Raw genomic sequence first — 17,705 nt, forward strand, 5'->3', positions numbered from 1 at the left:
GGCCTGGGGAGGAAGACCCGATGGCGCGGCGTGTCTGGCGAATCGTCCGAAACCCGCGCGGGATGCCGAGCAGCGGGCCTTGCCGCGCCTACTGTGGCTCGTGTGTGGCGAGGAGATAACGCCGTGATCGGCGAACAGGACAGAGACGCCGCATCCGTGAACCCGGGAGATCTGGGTGTGGCGGAGCCCGGTGTGACCGTGCGGCACGTCGCCGACCCCGAACGGGATCGGCTGCGCGCGGAAGCGGCGACCCTCGGCGGGCGATCGACGCTGCTGCGCTTCGACGACGCCACCGATGCCGGCATCGACATCACCAAGGCCCACCCCGGAAGCCTCCCGCAGTTCATCACGGGGCGATCCACGCTCCTGTCCAACCTCTTCCGCGACGAGGTGGCGCTGCGCTCCGCGCGCATGGCGGCCGAGCGCATCACCGCCAAGAACGTCGAGCTGCGCACCTCCCGCGGCATCGAGCCCGTGCACCTCGCGGTGGGGCTGGCGGAGTGGAAGATCGGCGGCGCCCCGTGGTCGGCGCCGGTGCTGCTCCGCCCGCTCGCGATCCGCCGGCACCACGGCGACTTCGAACTCAAGCTCCACGGCACGTTCTTCCTGAACCCGGAGCTTGCCCGCGCGTTCCGCGGCCACTTCGGCATCCCCATCGACAGCACGGCGCTCGCCGGTCTCGCGTACGACCAGGGCGTGTTCAAGCCGCAGCCGGTGATCGACCACCTGCGCGCGCTCACCCGGCACCTGCCGACGTTCATCGTCCACCCGCGCCTGGTGATCTCCTCGTTCGCCGACGTGGGCTCGGCGATGGCGCGCGACACCGCCGACCTTGACCACATCGTCCTGAACGCCCTCGCCGGTCACCCCGACGACCGCTCGCGCGTGTCGGTGCGCCGCGCCGATCCGGTGGTCACGAGCGCGGATGAGCGGTCACCCGCATCCGACACCCTGCTCCTGGACGCCGACGCCGAGCAGGAGGCCGTGCTCGCGCGGATCGCCAGCGGACACTCCCTCGCCGTGCACACACTGCCGGGCACCGGCGGCACCCAGACCGTGATCAACGCCGTCGGCCAGCTCGTCCAGGCCGGCAAGCGCGTGCTCGTGGTGAGCGCTCGCCGCTCCACGCTCGAGGGCATCCGCCATCGCCTGTCCGGGATCGGCCTTCCCGGCCTCGCCGTCTCGCCCACGCATCTGCGGCGCGACCTGATCCGCGCGATCGGCCGCAACGAGAAGGCCGAGCAGCCCAAGGTCGCCGAGATCGACGACGCCCTCGTGCGCCTGCGCACAGTGCTCCGCGACTACCGCGGGGCCGTGACGGCGGAGCATCCCTCCCTCGGCGTCTCGGTCCTGGAGACCCTGCGCGCCCTGACGAAGATCGCCGCGCTCTCGCCCGCGCCGTCCACGAGCGCCCGGTTCGATTTCGCCACCCTGGAGCGGCTCGCGAACCGCCGCGCCGAGGCATCCGCGGCGCTCGCGGCGGCCGCACGGCTGGGGGAGTTCCGCTTCGGCCCCGACGACTCTCCGTGGTACGGGGTGTCGTTCACCCGCACCGAGGATGCCCGCGCCGCCCACCGGCTCGCGGGCAAGCTCCACCGCGAGCACGTGTCGAGCCTCCTCGAGCGCGGGTACGAGCTCATCGCCCAGACGCGGATGCGCCCGTTCCACACGATCTCCGAGCTGGGGGAGTACCTCCGGCTCCTGGGCGGCATTCGCGACTCGCTCGACCGCTTCAGCCCCACGGTGTTCGAGCGGCCCCTCCTCGAACTCATCCAGGCCCACGCGCCCCGGCGCGACGCCCCGAACATGAGCGGCCCGAACCGGCGGCGCCTCAAGCGGCTGTCGCGCGAATACGTGCGCCCCGGCGTGCACGTGCCCGACATGTACGAGGCGCTCATGCGCATCCAGCAGCAGCGCACCGAATGGCAGCGCGTCGTCGAGGCCGGTGTCACGCCCGAGGTTCCGCTGGGCCTGGCCGACGTGTCGGTGGCGTGGCAGCGCGCCGACGCCGAGCTGAGCGAACTGGACCAGATCCTCGGACGCTCCGGCTCCGATCGCCTGGCCGCGATGCCCGTGCAGCGGCTTGTCCGCACGCTTGCGGGCCTCGCCGCCGAGTCGGAGTTCTTCGACAACCTGGTCGAGCGCGCCGAGCTGCGCTCCGAGCTCGCGCACCTGGGCCTGGAGTCGCTCCTGGTCGAGATGTCGGTGCGGCACGTCCCAGAAGACCGCGTCGGGCAGGAGCTCGAATTCGCGTGGTGGCAGTCGGCGCTGGAGCACTTCCTCCGCACCGACCGGGCGCTCCTGGGCGCGAACACCACCGTCGTCGACCGCCTGGAACGCGACTTCCGTCTCGTCGACGAGGCGCACGCCGCCGCATCCGGTCCTCTCCTCGCTGCGCACCTGGCGAAGCAGTGGCGGATCGGGATCGTCGACGAACCCGGTGAAGCCTCCGCCCTGAAGGACGCGCTCAAGCGCGGCCTCACGACGCCCCGCGAACTCGCCTCGGCCGCGCCGAGGCTGCTGAACACCCTCGCGCCGGTGTGGCTGGCCTCGCCGTACGAGGTGCCGGAGATCCCCGACGAGCAGCCCTTCGACGTCGTCATCATCGCGGATGCTGCCGCCCTGTGCCTCGCGGAAGCCGTACCCGCGATCCGCCGCTCCCGGCAGATCGTCCTGTTCGGCGACCCGGTGACGCAGAAGCCGACGCCCTTCCGCGTCAGCGCCACCCTCGCCCCCGACGACACCGAGGACGAGGTGCCCTTCGACAGCGTGTCGGTGTTCGAGCGCCTCGCCGAACTCCTCCCGGTGGCGACCCTCACCCGCAGCTACCGCGCCGGCGGCGAAGACCTCGCCGAGCTCGTCAACGACGCCTTCTACGGCGGCGAGATCGTCTCTCTCCCGTGGGCCGGTTCGTACCTCGGCCGCGGCAGCCTGAGCGTCGACTACGTCGAGGGCGGCACCGGAGCTCCCGATCCGATTACCGGAGCGGTGGAAAGCCCCGACGCCGAGGTCGCCCGCGTGGTGACCCTCGTGGTCGAGCACGCCGTCAACCGCGGCGCCGAGTCGCTCATGGTCGTCACCGCCAGTGCGCGCCACGCCGAGCGCGTGCGCGCGGCGGTCGAGTCGGCCTTCGCCGGGCGGTCGGATGTGGCCGACTTCGTCTCCCGCGACACCGCCGAGCCGTTCGCGGTGCTCACGCTCGAAGAATCCGTCGCCGAGAGCCGCGACCGGGTCATCTTCTCCCTCGGGTTCGGGCTCACCAAGCACGGCCGCGTGCTCAGCGACTTCGGCGACCTGTCGACGCCGGATGGCGAGCGGCTGCTGACCGTCGGCATGACCCGCGCGCGCCGGTCGATGGTCATCGTGTCGTCGATCCGCCCCTCCGCGTTCGACGAGGGCCGCCTCGAGCACGGCGCCGCCACGCTCATGAGCATCCTCGGGGGCCTTGCCGCTCGCGGGCGCGATGCGCGGTTGGAAGACCTGGCCGATCCGCTCACTCTCGCCCTCGCGCGGGAGCTCCGCCGCCTCGGGCTCGCCGTCGACGTGCACTACCGCGGGCTCCTGCCCCTCGTGGCGCAGCACGGCGGGAAGGCCGTCGTGGCCGAGAGCGACCCGGAGACCGCGGCCGACTCGCTGCGCGAAACGCTCCGGCTGCGCCCGCAGACCCTGCGGCGTCTCGGATGGCACTACGTGCGCGTCCACGCCTTCGACCTCTACAGCGACCCGGCGTCGGTCGCCGCCCGGATCGCGGCGCTCCTGGGCGTGCAGCCCGACGGGCCGACCGCCGACACGGCGACGCAGCCCCTCGACCTCGGCCACTGACCGCCGGAGCACGTCCTTGATGTCACCGACTGACCGCCAGCGGATCGAACGGGTCCCGGGCGCGCGCCGGGCCAAGCTCACGCCCGCTCCCGGCACGGCGGCCGAGCCGGTGCCCGCGGACGAGCGGGCCGATGATTCCGCCGCGGGTGCGCCCGCCGGGGGTGCGTCTGCCGGGGGTGCGGCCGCGGGTGCGTCCGCCGCATCCGCGGGTCAGCAGCGCGGCCCGAACGACGAGCAGCTGCGCCGCGACGTCCCCCCGCACTACTGAACCGGGCCGGGAGGGTCAGGCGCGGGGCTGCTTCTCCAGCAGGTCGCGGATCTGGACGAGAAGCTCCTGCTCGGTGGGCAGGTTGGGCTCGTCGCCGGCTTCGCTGACCCCGGCGCGGGCAGCGGCACGCTCCTTGATGCGGTTCATCGGGTAGACGAACACGAAGTACACCACGGCGGCGACGGCGAAGAAGCTGATCACGGCACTCAGGAGCGAACCCAGCGGGAAGGTGACTTCCTGGCCGTAGATCCCGGTGAGCTCCGGTCCGAACTCCCCGGCCGCATCCGCCTGGTAGAACAGCGCCACGAGCGGATTGATGATCGACGTCACCACGGCGTTGACGATGGCCGTGAACGCGCTGCCGATGACGACGGCGACGGCGAGGTCGATGACGTTTCCGCGGAGGATGAACTCCTTGAAACCTCTGATCATGGGGTGCTCCTTCTCCGGGGGGACGGTCATGAGCCCGACGGTGCCGGAGCGGCCGGGCTGCTCTTGCTCGACGATTCCGAGGAGGAGGATGACCCGCTACCACTTGCGCTTTCCGAACTGGAGGTGGAGCTGTCCGAGCCCTTCTTCTCCGCCGCCCGCGAATCGGTGCGGTAGAAGCCCGAGCCGTTGAAGGTGACGCCGATGGAGCCGTACTCCTTGCGCAGCTCGCCCCCGCACACGGGGCAGACGGTCAGCGTCGCGTCGGAGAACGACTGGACTTCGTCGAATCGGTGTCCGCACTGCTTGCAGGCATAGGCGTAGGTGGGCATGGGGCTCCTCGGGAGTTCAGCGGGATGCGGCAGAAAAGGTGAGCGTGCGAGTCGGGGTGACGATGCCGGTGACCGGCTGATCGTGCACGTCGCGCGGCACGTCGTCGACGAGCTCGGAGTCGAAGACGACGGCGTACACCGGTGGGCAGTTCTCCATCGAACCGATCGTCTTGTCGAAGTATCCGCGGCCCCATCCCAGCCGCATCCCGGTGCGGTCCACAGCAGCGGCGGGGATGACGAGGAGGTCGACGTCGTTCACGGCGATCGGACCCAGCACTTCGCCGACCGGCTCGGGCATCCCCAGCAGCCCCTCGGTGATGTCGCCGCCGGCCACGGCCACGGCCCAGTCGAGCAGGCCGTCGGCGCGCGTGATGGGAAGGAGCACGCGGATGCCGCGGCGCACCGCCGCATCCACGAACGCACGGGTGCCCGGTTCGGTGGGGGTGGACAGGAAGCACGAGAGGGAGCGGGCGCCCAGGCGCTGGACGAGATCATCCAGCTGCGCGCGGACGCCCTCGGCGGCCACTTCCCGGGCGCCGTCGGACATCATCTGGCGCCGCTCGCGCAGGTCGGCACGCAGGGCGCGCTTGGCCTGTTCGATCGAGTCCGGCATGGTCTTGATTGTAAGCGGGCCGGGCAGACCCCTCGGCGTAACGTTCTCCTCCCACGGAGTTCATGATGGTCCGGCTAACCTGTCTTCATGTCGCATAAGCCCTTCAAGGCCGTCATCCCCGCCGCCGGACTCGGCACCCGCTTCCTCCCCGCCACCAAGGCGATGCCGAAGGAGATGCTGCCGGTCGTGGACAAGCCCGCGATCCAGTACGTCGTCGAAGAGGCCGTCGCCGCCGGCATCCAAGACGTGCTCATCATCCTCGGGCGCAACAAGAACAACATCGCCAACCACTTCGACGCGATGCCGGAGCTCGAGCAGAAGCTCCGCGCGAAGGGCGACGAAGACAAGCTGGCCAAGGTGGAGCACTCCTCCGACCTCGCCGACATCCATATGGTGCGCCAGGGCGAGCCGAAGGGGCTCGGTCACGCGGTGCTGCGGGCCAAAGCCCACGTGGGAGACCACCCGTTCGCGGTGCTGCTGGGCGACGACCTCATCGACGAGCGCGACCCGCTCCTGGCGAAGATGCTCGAGGAGTACCACAGCCGGGGGGCCACCATCATCGCGCTGATGGAGGTCGACCCCGCGTCCATCCACATGTACGGCGTGGCCGCGGTGGAGGCGACCGACGAAGACGACGTGGTCAAGGTCACCCAGCTCGTGGAGAAGCCTTCGGCCGAGGATGCGCCGTCGAACCTCGCGATCATCGGCCGGTACGTCCTCGGGCCCGATGTGTTCGAGATTCTCGAGCACACCGAGCCCGGCAAGGGCGGGGAGATCCAGCTCACCGACGCGCTGCAGGAACTCGCCCAGGGTGCGGGCGACGGGGGCGGGGTGTACGGCGTGATCTTCCGCGGTCGCCGGTACGACACCGGCGATAAGGTGGACTACATCAAGGCCATCGTGCAGCTGGCCGCCGACCGTGACGACCTCGGCCCCGAGCTGCGTCCCTGGTTCAAGGAGTTCGCGGCGGGACTGTGACGCCGCTCGAGAGAGGGAATGGGATGGACCTGTCGATCCCGCGACGGCACGGGGCGATCTCCATCCGCCTCGTGCGCAACCGCGACGCGCGGGTGCTGCAGGACGAGCTGCTGTCCAACCGCCCCTGGCTCCGGCAGTGGGAGGCGACGAGCCCCGACGGGCCGGTGTCATTCGACATGCGGCTGGGCGTGCGGCGGCTCCTGCAGCAGCATCGTGACGGCGCCGGTGTGCCGTTCGTCATGGAGTACGACGGAGAGGTCGCCGGTCAGCTCAACGTGTGGGGGATGTCCCGCGGCTCCCTCGCGTCGGCGGCCATCGGCTACTGGGTGAGCGAGCGGTTCGCCGGCCGGGGGATCACCCCCACCTCCGTAGCACTGGCGACCGACGTGTGCTTCGACGAACTCCGGCTGCACCGCATGGAGATCTGCATCGTGCCCGGGAACGCCGCGAGCCTCCGCGTCGTGGAGAAACTCGGGTTCCGCTACGAGGGCCTCCGGCGCAGGTACATCCACATCAACGGCGACTGGCGTGACCACTACTCCTTCGCCCTGGTGCGCGAAGAGGTCCCGGAGGGCGTCCTGGCGCGGTGGGTCGCGGGTCGCGTCCCCCCGGATGCCGCCACCGTGCCGCCGTCCGATCGCCTGCCGGCCTGAGAGCCCGGCCCCGATTGCTCGGCGACACGCGCGCCGGGTGCGCGGGTGCACGGCCCCGCGTCGCATAGCTTTAGCGCATGGGCGGGCAGGTGTTGGGCGGTGGCGTGATCGTCGCCGTCGCCGTCGTGCTCTGGCTCGTCTACCTTCTGCCCTCGTGGGCCAGCCGCCACCAGTACACCTCCGCTGAACGTAACGCCGTGCGCCTGAACCAGGCCCTGCGCGTCCTCGCCGAAACGAGCGAGACTCCGCGCGAGGTGCAGCTGGAGCTGAACGCCCGCACCGCGCTCGCGCAGCAGCGCCTCGCCCGCCGTGCGCAAGCCGAGCGTGAACAGGCCGACCTCGCCGTCGCCCGCGCCGAGCTCGAGACGGCCAAGGAGGAGAGCGCCACCGAGCGCGAACTCGCCCGCGCCGCCCGTGCCGAGGCGATCGCCGCTGCCCGCGCCGAGCGCGCCGCCGTCCGGCAGCGTCCGGCGCTTCGCCGTGCACGGGCACGGCGGCGGCTCCGCCTGGCCGCCACCGTCGTCGCCGTCGCGGCACTGGCGGTCACCGGCTTCGGCGTCTGGCAGTATCTCGCCGTCGCATCCTCGGCGCTGATCTGGGCCGGGGGGACCGCGTTCGTGATGAGCATCCTCGCGCTGCACCGGATGTCGCGGGTCGCCGCCCGCGCCGCCGTGCGCGAAGAGCCCGCCGTCGCCGTCGCCGAGCGCGTCGCCACCGCGATGCCCGATCTCGCCGTCGGTCGAGAACGCTCGGCCGCGTGGACCCCACGCGAACTGCCTCGCCCCCTGGCCTCGTCCACCGGGTCGCGCGCCGCGGCCGTGCTCGACGAGCAGGAGGCTCGCGAAGCGCTGCGCGTCGCCGCGCGCGCAGAGGCCATCCGCGATCTCGCACAGCAGAACCAGCCGCCCTCGATCGACGACGCGCGCGTGGCCCGCGCGTCGGAATTCAGCCGCATGGGCTACGTCGACGACGCCGAGATCGAGGCGCACGTGCGCGGCCTCCTGTCGCGCCGCGCGGTCGGCCAGTAGCCCCTCCCGCGGCGCAGGGCGAGCCGCCCGCCGTGATAATGTAGCGGAGGTTCAGGGGCCTGTGGCGCAGCTGGTAGCGCACCTCGTTCGCATCGAGGGGGTCAGGGGTTCGAGTCCCCTCAGGTCCACCGAAACAAGGAACGCCCCCGCTGGTCGGGGGCGTTTCTCGTTAGTGGGTGCAGCATCCCGCGACCGGCCATCCCGCGTCGGAACGGGTAGCCGTGGCGCTTGACGAACATCAAGGCCCCAGACGTCGTGTGCGTGCGTCGAGTCTTCAGGGAGGCCGCCTCGGGTGAACAGTTGATCTCCGCTCGGCGGGAGCGGCCCGCCGGCCGGCGGGGCGTTATAGCGTCGTCGTCATGACTCTGCTCACCTCCGCCCCTGTCACGCAATATGCCGTGCTCGATGCGCTGCTGGCGGGCGCGTACACCTCCGGGATCGACGCCGCAGACGCTCGCCGGCTGGGGGATTTCGGCATCGGATGCTGCGATGGGCTGGCCGGCGAGGTGGTCATGCTCGACGGCGAGCTCTACGAATGCACGGACGAAGCCGCGCCCCGTGCGATGACCGACGACGAAGCGCTGCCGTTCTTCGAGGTATGCGAGTTCCCGGATGCGGCGGCCGAGCCGGTGGCAGCCGCCGACCTGGCGGCGTTGACGGCCGTGGTCGAGGAACGCCTCGTCAGCCGCAACCTCTTCCACGCGGTGCGGGTGGACGGCGTGCTGGCGGCGGTGCGTATCCGCGTGCCGCGTCGCCGGGAGGCGCCGTTCCGGTCACTGGCCGAGGCCACGCGCGACCAGGTCGAGACGGTCCTGGAGGAGCGGGCCGGAACGATCGTGGGGTTCTGGGCGCCGGAGATCTACCAGGGAATCGCCGTCGCCGGACTGCACCTGCACTTCCTCGCCGCTGACCGGCGCGCAGGCGGCCACGTGCTCGAGGTCAGGCTGGCGACCGGCGAGTTGCGGATGTCGGCGTTCTCCCGCTTCGATCTGCGCCTCCCCACCGACGAGGTCTTCCTGCGGACCCCGCTCACCCACGCCGAGGACGGCCACATCGTGGCCATGGAGGGCGGGGTCGCGCGCTGACCGCGCCGGGCGCCGTCGGGCGCCGGTGGGCGCCGGTCCGCCGTCGGGCGCCGGCCCGCCGGCGGGTGTCGGCGGGCGCCGTCGGGCGCCGTCGGGCGCGAGGGGCCCGTGGGTCAGGCGGCCAGCCCCCGCAGCAGGGCGTCGCACGCGAAGTCCGCGTCATCCGGGGCAGGCCCCAGGTTCGACACGGTCGCGAGGAGGCCGTGCAGGTGGGCGATCAGTCGGCGGCGGGTGACGTCGGTTCGAAGGACCCCGGCGGAGTAGGCGCGAGTGAGCAGGTCGTCGACGCCGGCCTCGAAACGGCGGAGGAGCTCCCGCGCGTCCGCGCCGGCGTGGTCCGCCGTGACGTAGGCCGTCAGCGCCGGGTCGCACTCCGACCGGACGACGCCGCGGAAGAACCCCCGCACCGCCTCGGCGGCATCGGAGACCTCCGACGCCTGTTCGGCGAGGGCGACCAGGTCGACCAGCCGCGCGGTGCCGAGACCCACGAGCAGGTCTTCACGCGTGGGGAAGTGCCGATAGAGGGTCGCCACGCCCACCCCCGCGCGCGCCGCGAGGGCGTGCATCCCGGGGAGGGTTCCGAGTTCCGTGTACATCGCCTGCAGCGCATCCAGCAGCGCCGCCCGGCTACGCACCGCATCCCTTCGAGTCGACGCCATGCGGGCTCCTCTCGCCGGTGCCAGGGTATCCGGACTCATCCGTCCATTTCGTTCGCGGGCCCGGTGGGATCGCCTGATTACGCGCCGGTGGGGGACCCCTGTGCTTGACTCGAAGGGCGTCGCTCCCTCGGGCGCCGCTGAGCGCCTCATCCAACCCCCGGAGAGTCCATGACCCTGGCACCACCCGATCGATCCACCACTCCGCTGCGCATCGGCGTCGTCGGCCTCGGCTGGGCGGGTCAGCAGCACATCGCCGCGTACACCGCGCACCCCGACGTCCGTCTCGTCGGTATCGCGGGCCTGGAAGCGGATGCGCGGCGCGAGCTGGCCGCGCAGTTCGACGTCGAGGTCGCCGTCGCCGACTGGGAGGAGCTCCTCGACAGCACCCCGCTGGATGCGGTGAGCGTCGCCGTCCCGACGTTCCTGCACGCGCCGATCACGGTGGCAGCCCTGGAGCGTGGCATCCATGTGCTGTCGGAGAAGCCGATCGCCCGGAGCGCCGCGGAAGCCGAGGAGATGGTGTCGGCCGCGCGGCGGGCGGGCCGCGTGCTGCAGGTGGCGTTCAACCACCGCCTGCGCGGCGACGTCCGTGCGCTCGCCGCCGAGGTCTCCTCCGGCGCCCTCGGCCGGATCTACCACGTGCGCGCCTCCTGGCTGCGCCGCTCGGGCATCCCCACCCTGGGGAGCTGGTTCACGAGCAAGGAGCTCGCCGGCGGTGGTCCGCTCGTGGACATCGGAGTGCACATGATCGACGCGGTGCTCCACCTCATGGGCGAACCGAGGGTGCTCTCCGCCTCCGCGGTGACGCATGCCGAGTTCGGTCCGCGTGGTCTCGGGGGCCCGGATGCGGCGCCCGGGGGCAAGCAGTTCACCGGGTCGGCGTTCGATGTCGAAGACTTCGCGACGGTGCTGCTGCGCCTGGAGGGCGGCGGCTCCGTCACCCTCGACACGAGTTGGGCCTCGTATCGCCCGAGCGGCGACGAGTTCGGCTTCGTCCTCTACGGCACCGAGGGGGGCGCCGAGCTGCGCGTGGTCGACTACGCCCCGGCGACGGATGTCGCGCTCTACGCCGGCACGGCCGAGGCGGTCTCCGATCGGGTCCTCCCCGGCGGCACCCCGGCCGGACATCAGGGCGTGGTGGACGAATTCATCCGCACCATCCGGACCCCGTCCCTGTGGGCCGCCAGTGACGGCAGCGTGGCCGCACGCCGCGCCGCGATCATCGACGCCTGCTACCGGTCGGCAGCGGAAGGCCGAGAAGTCGCGGTCGAGCAGATCGAGATCGGAGCACCCGCATGAGCGCGATCCGCGTCCTCGTCTGGAACGAGGGAGAACACGAGCGACACGACGCCGCCGTGCAGGAGATCTACCCGGACGGGATCCACGGGGCGATCGCCGAGGGCCTCCGCGACCTGCTGGGCGGCGAGGTCGAGGTGCGCACGGCCACGCTCCGTGACCCGGAGCACGGCCTGTCGGAGGAGGCGCTCGCCGCGACCGACGTGCTGCTGTGGTGGGGACACATCGCCCACGACCAGGTCGACGACGCGATCGTGGAGCGCGTTCACCGGCACGTGCTGTCGGGAATGGGACTGCTGATTCTGCACTCGGGCCACTTCTCGAAGATCTTCATCCGGCTGATGGGCACGACGTGTTCGCTGGCCTGGCGCAACGACGGGGAGCGCGAGCTCGTCTGGACCGTGGCGCCCGGTCATCCGATCACCGAGGGGGTGGAGCATCCCATCACCATCGACCGGCAGGAGATGTACGGGGAGTTCTTCGACGTGCCCCAGCCCGACGAGCAGATCTTCGTGTCGTCCTTCGCCGGCGGCGAGGTCTTCCGCTCCGGTCTGACCTACCGGCGCGGGCGCGGGCGCGTGTTCTACTTCTCACCCGGCGACCAGGAATACCCCGTCTACCACCACCCGCAGATCCGGCGGGTGCTCGCCAACGCCGTGCGGTGGGCGCACCCGGGGGAGAACCCGCGGGTGCTGCCCGCCGTCACCAATCCCGCGCGCACGCACGGGTAGCGCTTCGCGCGGAGCGGTTCAGCCGACGAGCGCTTCAGCCGACGAGCGCTTCGCGCGGAGTTCCCGTGCTGAGCCGCTCGGCGGCGAGGGCCTCGGCCGCCGCCAGCGGCGTGACGCCGCGCGCGTCTGCTTCGTCGAACACGCGCCGCACGGTGTCGCCGATGGCCGCGACCCGCGCCATGATCTGCGGGCGGTCGCCGAGACCTTTGTCCACGGCGTCGAGGTAGATCACGCCGCCGGCGCTGGCGACGAAGTCGGGCGCGTACAGGATGCCCCGGGCGGCGAGGCGCTCGGCGCCCGAGCGCTCGGCGAGGGGGTTGTTCGCCGGTCCGCATACCGCTCGCGCATCCAGGGCGTCGATGACCTCGGCGGTGAGGAGGCCGCCCAGCCCGGCGGGGACGAACACATCGGCCGCGACGAGGTGCTCCTCCCCGGGCGCGACCCACGTCGCGCCGAGGTCGGCCGCGAGGTCGCGCTTGGCCGGGTTGACGTCGGTGACGTGCAACTGAGCGCCCTCGGCGGCCAGGCGCACCGCCAGGCGGCTCCCGACCTGACCGAGCCCGGAGATCGTGATGCGGCGTCCGATCAGGTCGCCGGAACCGGTGACGCGCTCGAGCGTCGCACGCAGCGCCTCGTAGATGCCGACGCTGGTCGGACCGGCCGGCTCTCCCGAGCCTCCGGCGGCATCCGGGAGGCCGACGACCCACGCCGTGCGTTCGCGGACGACGAGCATGTCCTCCGCGGTCGATCCGACGTCTTCGGCGGTGCGGTACAGCCCGCCGAGCGACTCGACGGCGTCGCCGAGGTCGAGGAAGGCGGCGCGGCGCCGTTCCGCGTCGAGCATCGTTCCCTCGGGGAGACCGATGACGGCCTTGCCGCCGCCGGCATCGAGCCCCGCGGCGGCGTTCTTGAGCGTCATCGCCGCGGAGAGGCGGAGGACATCGCCCAGCGCCGCACTCCAGTGCGGGTAGGCCCACAGGCGCGCGCCGCCGAGGGCGGGACCGAGCGTCGAGGAGTGCAGGGCGACGGCGAGGAACAGGCCGCTGCGCTGCCCGGTCCTCACCTCCACGCGCTCGTGGGTGAAATCGGGGAGGGGCAGGGCAGGAGTCATCGTTGATCCTCTTCCGGCGGGCCTCGTGGGCCGTGGGGTTTCGGATGCCGCGGGTGTGCGGCATCCACGACCATTGTGCCCGCGGTCCCAGGGAAGCGACAGGGGGCGAGGGGGCGGCCGCAGGTTCGGCAGGTAAGGTCTGCGCATGGCAGTGCACTCACATGATTCGGTCGTTGCGAACACTCCTGCAGGACGGAGGATCGAGAACTCCATCGCGTACCTTCTGCCGCGGCTGCGGGAGGGCATGTCACTCCTGGACGTCGGATGCGGCCCCGGCGACATCACCGTCGCCCTGGCCGAACGCGTGGCCCCGGGGCGCGTCGAGGGCGTCGACACCTCCGAGGAGGCCCTGCAGGTGGCGCGGGAGCTGGCCGCCGGCCGGGGCGCGGACGTGCAGTTCACCCTCGGTGACGCGTATGCCCTCGACGCGGAATCCGGCGCGTTCGACGTCGTGCACGCGCATCTGATGCTGCACCACCTCGAGCGGCCCGTCGAGGCGATCCGCGAGTTCGGCCGCGTCGCCGGGCGGGAGGGGCTCGTGGCGCTGCGCGAATTCGACTTCGGCGGAACGCTGTGGTTTCCCGAGGTGCCCGCGCTGGACGAGTGGCTCGACCTGTTCCTTCGGATCCGGCGCATGGTCGACGGCGATCCGGCGGCGGGGCGGAAGCTGCTGGGATGGGCGCAGCAGGCCGGCCTGAGCGACATCGAACCCTCCGCCTCGGTCTGGCTCTTCGCGACGGCGGAGGACCGGTCATGGTACGCGGACCGCTGGGCGCAGCGCGCGATGGAGGGGGACTTCGCGCAGCTCGCGCTGGAGCACGGACTGGCGAGCCGGGAGGATCTCGTGCGGATCGCCGAGGCGTGGCGCACCTGGGCTGCCGCGCCCGACGGGTGGATGGTCATTCCCCACGCCGAGATCATCGCCCGCGGTATCTCGGGCTGATCCGACTCGGCCGGCCGATCTCGCCTGGCGTGGCTGGCTCACCAGGCAGGGCTGCCTCACCAGGCGCGACCGCCTCGCCAGGCGCGACCGCACCGCCACGCCTGGCCGCCTCACCAGGTCTGGAGGGTCTCCGGCGTGAAGATGATCGCTAGCGGGAAGGCGGCCAGCAGCTCGTCCCGCGGCCGGCCCGAGTGGGCGATCGCCTCGGCGTACTTGCGGTCGTACGCGTCGCCGAAGTCGGTCACCCACGTCGCGGTATCGCGGTCGGAGATCTCCGCGGTGCCGTTGAGGATGACGACCTCGCTGCCGAAGGGGCCGCTGTCGAGGTGGATGAGCACGGGCGAACCGCGTCGCACGTTCGCAACCTTCGCTTTGTCGGGCGCGCTGAACACGAAGATCTTGCCCTCGTGCCAGAAGAACCACACCGGAACCGCGCGCGGGCGGCCCTCGGCATCCACGGTGGTGAACCAGGCGATGATGCGCTCCTGGAGAAGGCTCAGCGCCTTCTGATGCGCGGCATTGTCGGGGCGGAACACGTCGGACATGGTGCCTCCTGTCGCTCGTGACCCCGATGCTACGCCCGGCCGCCGCCACCGCCCTAGGGTGGATTCATGGCCGACGACCTGCCCGCCCGTAGCCGCCTCGTCGCCGACCGCTTGAGGGAACGGGGCATCCTCGGACAGATCGTCGTGCTGCCGGATGCGGCATCCACGGCGGCCCTCGCGGCAGCCGCGCTCGGAGTGGAGGTGGGGGCGATCGCCAACAGCCTCGTGTTCTTCAGCGACGGCGAGCCGCTCCTCGTGATGACCAGCGGCGCCCACCGGGTGGACACCGCCGCGCTGGCTGAGCGAATGGGCCGCCGGTCGATCGGCCGGGCGACGCCCGAGCAGGTTCGTGAGGCGACGGGACAGCCCATCGGCGGCGTCGCACCGACTGGCCACCCGGCGCCGCTGACGACGGTCGTGGACGAAGCGCTCGCCGCTCACGCCGAGCTGTGGGCGGCCGGCGGCACCCCGCACACCGTCTTCCCGCTGACCTTCGAGGAACTGGTGGACTTGACCGGCGGCGTCGTGATGAAGGTGGACTGACCGTCAGGCTCCGGTCGGGGACGGCACGGGGAAGCGCAGCAGCGCCGCCACCGGCGATCCGTCGGTGAGTTCTTCGCGCGGTACCGCGATCACCTTCCCGCCGGTGCGGAGCACATCGGCAGCCAGGTCGAGGAGGAGGAACGGGGCATCCCCGTCGCCGGCGTGCACGAGGCCGAACTCGTCGACGATTCCCGAGCGTTCCGCATCCTGATCCAGACGCAGCTCGTCAATTGCGGCGGCGGCGGCCGCGGCGGCGACCTGCGAGACGCGGGAGGTCGCCAGCCCCTGAGCACGGAGCGTGCCGAACCGTTCCTTCCACTCCGAGACCCGGCGCTCGTGACGAGCGCGCAGCACCTCGCGCGCGCGGTCGGCGAGGTCCTGGTCCGCGAGCGATTCCGGATGAGCCGGAATCTCGTCCTCGAGGAGCAGGGCGTGCGTGTTCTGTGCGCGATACGCAGGACGGAGGTCGTCCGTGACCGTGAGGATGAGCGGAGTTCCACGCGGGACAACGGCGGTCACGGCCTGATCGACGGCGCGGCAGAACCGCTCGCGTTCGGGGCGGTCGCCATCGGAGCCTTGAGCGGCGTCACGGTCCATGTGGCCGTCGTTGGAGGTGTGCTGCAGCATGAGGGCGTGGTCGTCCGGCAGCACCAGGGGGTGCTCGGTGACCGCGCCGTCGGGCGCGATCTCCGTCAGGCGCACGAGCCCGCGCGACAGCTGGAGGACGAACGCGGTCGACGCGTCCGAGCGGGCGCGTAGCAGCATCCGGGTGTCGAAGCGATCGGCGACGGAGACCTCGTCGGTCACCTCGAACGGGAGTCGGAACCACTCCAGCCGGTCCGCGTCGGCCAGGATGAGCATGGCCTGGGACTGGTGGGCCCAGACCTCGTCGTCCTGCAGCGTCTCGCGCAGCCGCTCGACGATGGCTGACCGCGCCTCGCGGGGCAGATCCAGGGCAATGAGCCGGCGCTCGGCTTCGTCGATGGCGTCGCGCAGGGCGATGCGGGCCCGCTCGTGGTCGGCCGGCCGGGGCGAGGAACCCACCAGCAGGCTGATGCTGCCGGGGTGGCGCGCCTCGATGAGATTCAGCAGGTGTGCGTCGTCGGGGAGGTCGAGGGGGAGCATGCCCCGAGGATAGGTGCGGCGCGGGCGGCCGGGCCAGGGTCTTGCGGCCGGCCGGGCCCCGGTCCTACTGTCCCGCCCCGCGTGGGGCCTGCGCGCGCGGGGCCTCCCGGCGCGACCTCGCGCGCGGCGCGGCAGCCTTCCGGCGGCCGTTCCGCGTTCAAAACTCAGGAGATCCGGGTGTTTCGACCCCCTTCCGGGCTCTGTCCTCGGCGTGTCCCCTGAGTTTTGAACCATCACCTCCGGCCATGTCTCCTCCCCAGGGCGCGGGAGCGGTGGCCCGTCCGGCCATGTCTCCTCCCCAGGGGCCGCAGCGGTGGCCGCATCCCCAGATTCCCGCCGCTAGCCGTGGCGACGGCCTGGGCGGAGGAGGGTGACGCCATGCCCTGGGATGGTCGGCCTCTCACCGTCGCCGCAGCGCCGGCGCCATTCGCCCGCTCTCGCGCCGATCTCGTCGCCGACGGCTGGACCGGCCGCGTCATCACCGCGGCGGTGCGGCGCGGCGACCTGGTGCGGCCACGCAACGGGGTGTACCTCCTCCCCTCCGACGACCCCGACCTGCGGACGGCGGCTCGGGTCGGCGGGCGGCTCACGTGCCTCTCGGAGTTGCGTCGACGCGGGGTCTTCGTACTCGGCCTCTCCACGGTGCACGTCCACCTCCCCGCCAACGCGGGGCGCATGCGGAACGCGGGTCAGGCCGTGCATCGTCACTGGGACGTACCGGTTCGGCAGCCGCATCCGCGCTCGTGTGCCGTCGAGCCGTTCGATGCGGTGCTGCAGGCGGTGAGGTGTCAGGAGCCGCGCGGGGCGGTGGCGACGCTGGACTCGGCGCTTCGGCTCGGTGTGCTCCGCGACGACGAGGTCGATGAGCTGTTCGCCCGCCTTCCTCGTCGCTACCTCGTTCTGAGGGGGCTACTGGATGCTCGCGCCGGCAGTGGGGCGGAGTCCTTGCTGCGGCTTCTTCTGCGCAGGCTTGGATGCTCCTTCGAGGTGCAGGTGGAGATCCGCGGGGTGGGGCGGGTCGACTTCGTCGTGGACGGGTGGCTCATCATCGAGTGCGACAGCGAGGAGCACCACTCCGGCTGGGACGCGCGTCGCCGCGATCTGCGCCGCGACCAGGCAGCAGCGGCCCAGGGCTACGGCACCTACCGGCCGATCGCGGAGGACATCATGTGGCACGCCGACGAGGTGCTCGCCGCACTTCGCGGCCTCCTCGCGAGCCGGCCGGCGCCGCGTCGCCGCTGAGCGCTCGGCCGCTGGGCCGCGCGCGGCGCGGTAGGCCCGGGTGCAGAACTCAGGAGTGACGCCGGTGTCATGGCCGGTAGTGGGGCTGGGGCGCGCGGATCTCCTGAGTTCTGAACGGCGGGAACCGGGTGCCCGTGCGGATCAGCGCGCTTCCGGGCCGCGTCGCCCGACGGGTCGCACCGATCCGCCGCGCCTCGGGCAGCGCCCCGGGGCTGCGTCGCGGAAGCGGCCGGGCGGCACCGATCCGCCGCGCCCCCGGGCCGCGGGGCCGGCCGAGGGTGCAGAACTCAGGAGTGACGCCG

Annotated in this window: 18 protein-coding genes and 1 tRNA gene; 12 read left to right on the forward strand and 7 right to left on the reverse strand. The window is 72.0% G+C overall.

Features of this window, described 5'->3' with window-relative positions; all coding sequences use genetic code 11:
- The first annotated feature begins 123 nt into the window (after window positions 1-123).
- Together AC2DGY_RS05390 and AC2DGY_RS05395 are read left to right on the forward strand one after the other, a co-directional pair.
- The gene (locus AC2DGY_RS05390) at window positions 124-3,822 is read left to right on the forward strand and encodes an AAA family ATPase (protein ID WP_484508675.1); all 3,699 of its coding nucleotides are present in this window, start codon (window positions 124-126) and stop codon (window positions 3,820-3,822) included.
- 19 nt (window positions 3,823-3,841) lie between these two features.
- Window positions 3,842-4,090: a hypothetical protein gene (locus tag AC2DGY_RS05395; protein ID WP_484508676.1), complete on the forward strand. Its 249-nt coding sequence runs from the start codon at window positions 3,842-3,844 to the stop codon at window positions 4,088-4,090.
- A 15-nt stretch (window positions 4,091-4,105) separates the two neighbouring features.
- Here the strand turns inward: AC2DGY_RS05395 and mscL are convergent, their stop codons facing one another.
- From mscL to AC2DGY_RS05410, 3 genes are read right to left on the reverse strand one after another with little or no spacing between them, the layout of a single operon-like run.
- Window positions 4,106-4,522, reverse strand: a complete 417-nt coding sequence (mscL, locus tag AC2DGY_RS05400; protein ID WP_484508677.1) for a large conductance mechanosensitive channel protein MscL — start codon at window positions 4,520-4,522, stop codon at window positions 4,106-4,108.
- A gap of 26 nt (window positions 4,523-4,548) precedes the next feature.
- Window positions 4,549-4,851 (reverse strand): FmdB family zinc ribbon protein, encoded by a 303-nt coding sequence (locus tag AC2DGY_RS05405; RefSeq protein ID WP_484508678.1) that lies wholly within the window; start codon window positions 4,849-4,851, stop codon window positions 4,549-4,551.
- Window positions 4,852-4,867: 16 nt separating this feature from the next.
- A complete protein-coding gene (locus AC2DGY_RS05410; protein ID WP_484508679.1) occupies window positions 4,868-5,464 on the reverse strand; it encodes a 5-formyltetrahydrofolate cyclo-ligase in 597 nt (198 codons plus the stop codon).
- Between the two features lie 87 nt (window positions 5,465-5,551).
- Between AC2DGY_RS05410 and galU the strand changes: the two genes are divergently transcribed.
- From galU to AC2DGY_RS05435, 5 genes are all read left to right on the forward strand, one after another.
- The gene (gene galU, locus AC2DGY_RS05415; RefSeq protein ID WP_484508680.1) at window positions 5,552-6,442 is read left to right on the forward strand and encodes a UTP--glucose-1-phosphate uridylyltransferase GalU; all 891 of its coding nucleotides are present in this window, start codon (window positions 5,552-5,554) and stop codon (window positions 6,440-6,442) included.
- Window positions 6,443-6,465: 23 nt separating this feature from the next.
- On the forward strand, window positions 6,466-7,095 hold the full coding sequence (locus AC2DGY_RS05420; RefSeq protein WP_484508681.1) for a GNAT family N-acetyltransferase: 630 nt from the start codon (window positions 6,466-6,468) through the stop codon (window positions 7,093-7,095).
- Window positions 7,096-7,172: 77 nt separating this feature from the next.
- Window positions 7,173-8,123 carry a large exoprotein gene (locus AC2DGY_RS05425; RefSeq protein ID WP_484508682.1) on the forward strand — a complete coding sequence of 317 codons (951 nt, stop codon included), beginning with the start codon at window positions 7,173-7,175 and terminating at the stop codon, window positions 8,121-8,123.
- 55 nt (window positions 8,124-8,178) lie between these two features.
- Window positions 8,179-8,251 (forward strand) — tRNA-Ala (locus tag AC2DGY_RS05430).
- 231 nt (window positions 8,252-8,482) lie between these two features.
- Window positions 8,483-9,208, forward strand: a complete 726-nt coding sequence (locus AC2DGY_RS05435) for an acetolactate decarboxylase (protein WP_484508683.1) — start codon at window positions 8,483-8,485, stop codon at window positions 9,206-9,208.
- Between the two features lie 113 nt (window positions 9,209-9,321).
- Here the strand turns inward: AC2DGY_RS05435 and AC2DGY_RS05440 are convergent, their stop codons facing one another.
- Window positions 9,322-9,867, reverse strand: coding sequence for a TetR/AcrR family transcriptional regulator (locus AC2DGY_RS05440; RefSeq protein WP_484508684.1), 546 nt, complete (start codon window positions 9,865-9,867; stop codon window positions 9,322-9,324).
- A 168-nt stretch (window positions 9,868-10,035) separates the two neighbouring features.
- On the opposite strand from AC2DGY_RS05440, the gene AC2DGY_RS05445 reads away from it, so the two are divergent.
- Together AC2DGY_RS05445 and AC2DGY_RS05450 are read left to right on the forward strand one after the other, a co-directional pair.
- Window positions 10,036-11,166, forward strand: coding sequence for a Gfo/Idh/MocA family protein (locus tag AC2DGY_RS05445; protein ID WP_484508685.1), 1,131 nt, complete (start codon window positions 10,036-10,038; stop codon window positions 11,164-11,166).
- Entirely contained in the window at window positions 11,163-11,894 is a 732-nt protein-coding gene (locus AC2DGY_RS05450) for a ThuA domain-containing protein (RefSeq protein ID WP_484508686.1), read from the forward strand. The genes AC2DGY_RS05445 and AC2DGY_RS05450 overlap by 4 nt, the downstream gene beginning before the upstream one ends.
- A 34-nt stretch (window positions 11,895-11,928) precedes the next feature.
- Here AC2DGY_RS05450 and AC2DGY_RS05455 read toward each other — a convergent pair whose 3' ends face one another.
- A complete protein-coding gene (locus tag AC2DGY_RS05455; protein ID WP_484508687.1) occupies window positions 11,929-13,005 on the reverse strand; it encodes a Glu/Leu/Phe/Val dehydrogenase family protein in 1,077 nt (358 codons plus the stop codon).
- Between the two features lie 145 nt (window positions 13,006-13,150).
- On the opposite strand from AC2DGY_RS05455, the gene AC2DGY_RS05460 reads away from it, so the two are divergent.
- Window positions 13,151-13,948, forward strand: a complete 798-nt coding sequence (locus tag AC2DGY_RS05460; RefSeq protein WP_484508688.1) for a class I SAM-dependent methyltransferase — start codon at window positions 13,151-13,153, stop codon at window positions 13,946-13,948.
- A gap of 110 nt (window positions 13,949-14,058) precedes the next feature.
- Here AC2DGY_RS05460 and AC2DGY_RS05465 read toward each other — a convergent pair whose 3' ends face one another.
- Window positions 14,059-14,493 (reverse strand): pyridoxamine 5'-phosphate oxidase family protein, encoded by a 435-nt coding sequence (locus AC2DGY_RS05465; protein WP_484508689.1) that lies wholly within the window; start codon window positions 14,491-14,493, stop codon window positions 14,059-14,061.
- A gap of 66 nt (window positions 14,494-14,559) precedes the next feature.
- Here AC2DGY_RS05465 and AC2DGY_RS05470 point away from each other — a divergent pair, with 66 nt between their 5' ends.
- Window positions 14,560-15,036, forward strand: a complete 477-nt coding sequence (locus AC2DGY_RS05470; protein ID WP_484508690.1) for a YbaK/EbsC family protein — start codon at window positions 14,560-14,562, stop codon at window positions 15,034-15,036.
- A 3-nt stretch (window positions 15,037-15,039) separates the two neighbouring features.
- On the opposite strand, the gene AC2DGY_RS05475 is transcribed toward AC2DGY_RS05470, so the two are convergent.
- On the reverse strand, window positions 15,040-16,161 hold the full coding sequence (locus AC2DGY_RS05475) for a baeRF11 domain-containing protein (protein WP_484508691.1): 1,122 nt from the start codon (window positions 16,159-16,161) through the stop codon (window positions 15,040-15,042).
- A 378-nt stretch (window positions 16,162-16,539) separates the two neighbouring features.
- Here AC2DGY_RS05475 and AC2DGY_RS05480 point away from each other — a divergent pair, with 378 nt between their 5' ends.
- Window positions 16,540-17,403, forward strand: a complete 864-nt coding sequence (locus AC2DGY_RS05480) for a DUF559 domain-containing protein (RefSeq protein ID WP_484508692.1) — start codon at window positions 16,540-16,542, stop codon at window positions 17,401-17,403.
- The last annotated feature ends 302 nt before the right edge of the window (window positions 17,404-17,705 follow it).

It is taken from the genome of Microbacterium sp. Z6_144 (assembly GCF_057197625.1).

Excerpts from the sequence above, each read along its gene's own strand:
- AC2DGY_RS05440 (WP_484508684.1), bottom strand. The coding sequence starts at position 9,867 with ATGGCGTCGACTCGAAGGGATGCGGTGCGTAGCCGGGCGGCGCTGCTG.
- AC2DGY_RS05395 (WP_484508676.1), top strand. The coding sequence starts at position 3,842 with ATGTCACCGACTGACCGCCAGCGGATCGAACGGGTCCCGGGCGCGCGC.
- AC2DGY_RS05465 (WP_484508689.1), bottom strand. The coding sequence starts at position 14,493 with ATGTCCGACGTGTTCCGCCCCGACAATGCCGCGCATCAGAAGGCGCTG.
- AC2DGY_RS05450 (WP_484508686.1), top strand. The coding sequence starts at position 11,163 with ATGAGCGCGATCCGCGTCCTCGTCTGGAACGAGGGAGAACACGAGCGA.
- mscL (WP_484508677.1), bottom strand. The coding sequence starts at position 4,522 with ATGATCAGAGGTTTCAAGGAGTTCATCCTCCGCGGAAACGTCATCGAC.
- AC2DGY_RS05445 (WP_484508685.1), top strand. The coding sequence starts at position 10,036 with ATGACCCTGGCACCACCCGATCGATCCACCACTCCGCTGCGCATCGGC.
- AC2DGY_RS05410 (WP_484508679.1), bottom strand. The coding sequence starts at position 5,464 with ATGCCGGACTCGATCGAACAGGCCAAGCGCGCCCTGCGTGCCGACCTG.
- AC2DGY_RS05420 (WP_484508681.1), top strand. The coding sequence starts at position 6,466 with ATGGACCTGTCGATCCCGCGACGGCACGGGGCGATCTCCATCCGCCTC.
- galU (WP_484508680.1), top strand. The coding sequence starts at position 5,552 with ATGTCGCATAAGCCCTTCAAGGCCGTCATCCCCGCCGCCGGACTCGGC.
- AC2DGY_RS05475 (WP_484508691.1), bottom strand. The coding sequence starts at position 16,161 with ATGCTCCCCCTCGACCTCCCCGACGACGCACACCTGCTGAATCTCATC.
- AC2DGY_RS05435 (WP_484508683.1), top strand. The coding sequence starts at position 8,483 with ATGACTCTGCTCACCTCCGCCCCTGTCACGCAATATGCCGTGCTCGAT.
- AC2DGY_RS05455 (WP_484508687.1), bottom strand. The coding sequence starts at position 13,005 with ATGACTCCTGCCCTGCCCCTCCCCGATTTCACCCACGAGCGCGTGGAG.
- AC2DGY_RS05480 (WP_484508692.1), top strand. The coding sequence starts at position 16,540 with ATGCCCTGGGATGGTCGGCCTCTCACCGTCGCCGCAGCGCCGGCGCCA.
- AC2DGY_RS05460 (WP_484508688.1), top strand. The coding sequence starts at position 13,151 with ATGGCAGTGCACTCACATGATTCGGTCGTTGCGAACACTCCTGCAGGA.
- AC2DGY_RS05425 (WP_484508682.1), top strand. The coding sequence starts at position 7,173 with ATGGGCGGGCAGGTGTTGGGCGGTGGCGTGATCGTCGCCGTCGCCGTC.
- AC2DGY_RS05405 (WP_484508678.1), bottom strand. The coding sequence starts at position 4,851 with ATGCCCACCTACGCCTATGCCTGCAAGCAGTGCGGACACCGATTCGAC.
- AC2DGY_RS05470 (WP_484508690.1), top strand. The coding sequence starts at position 14,560 with ATGGCCGACGACCTGCCCGCCCGTAGCCGCCTCGTCGCCGACCGCTTG.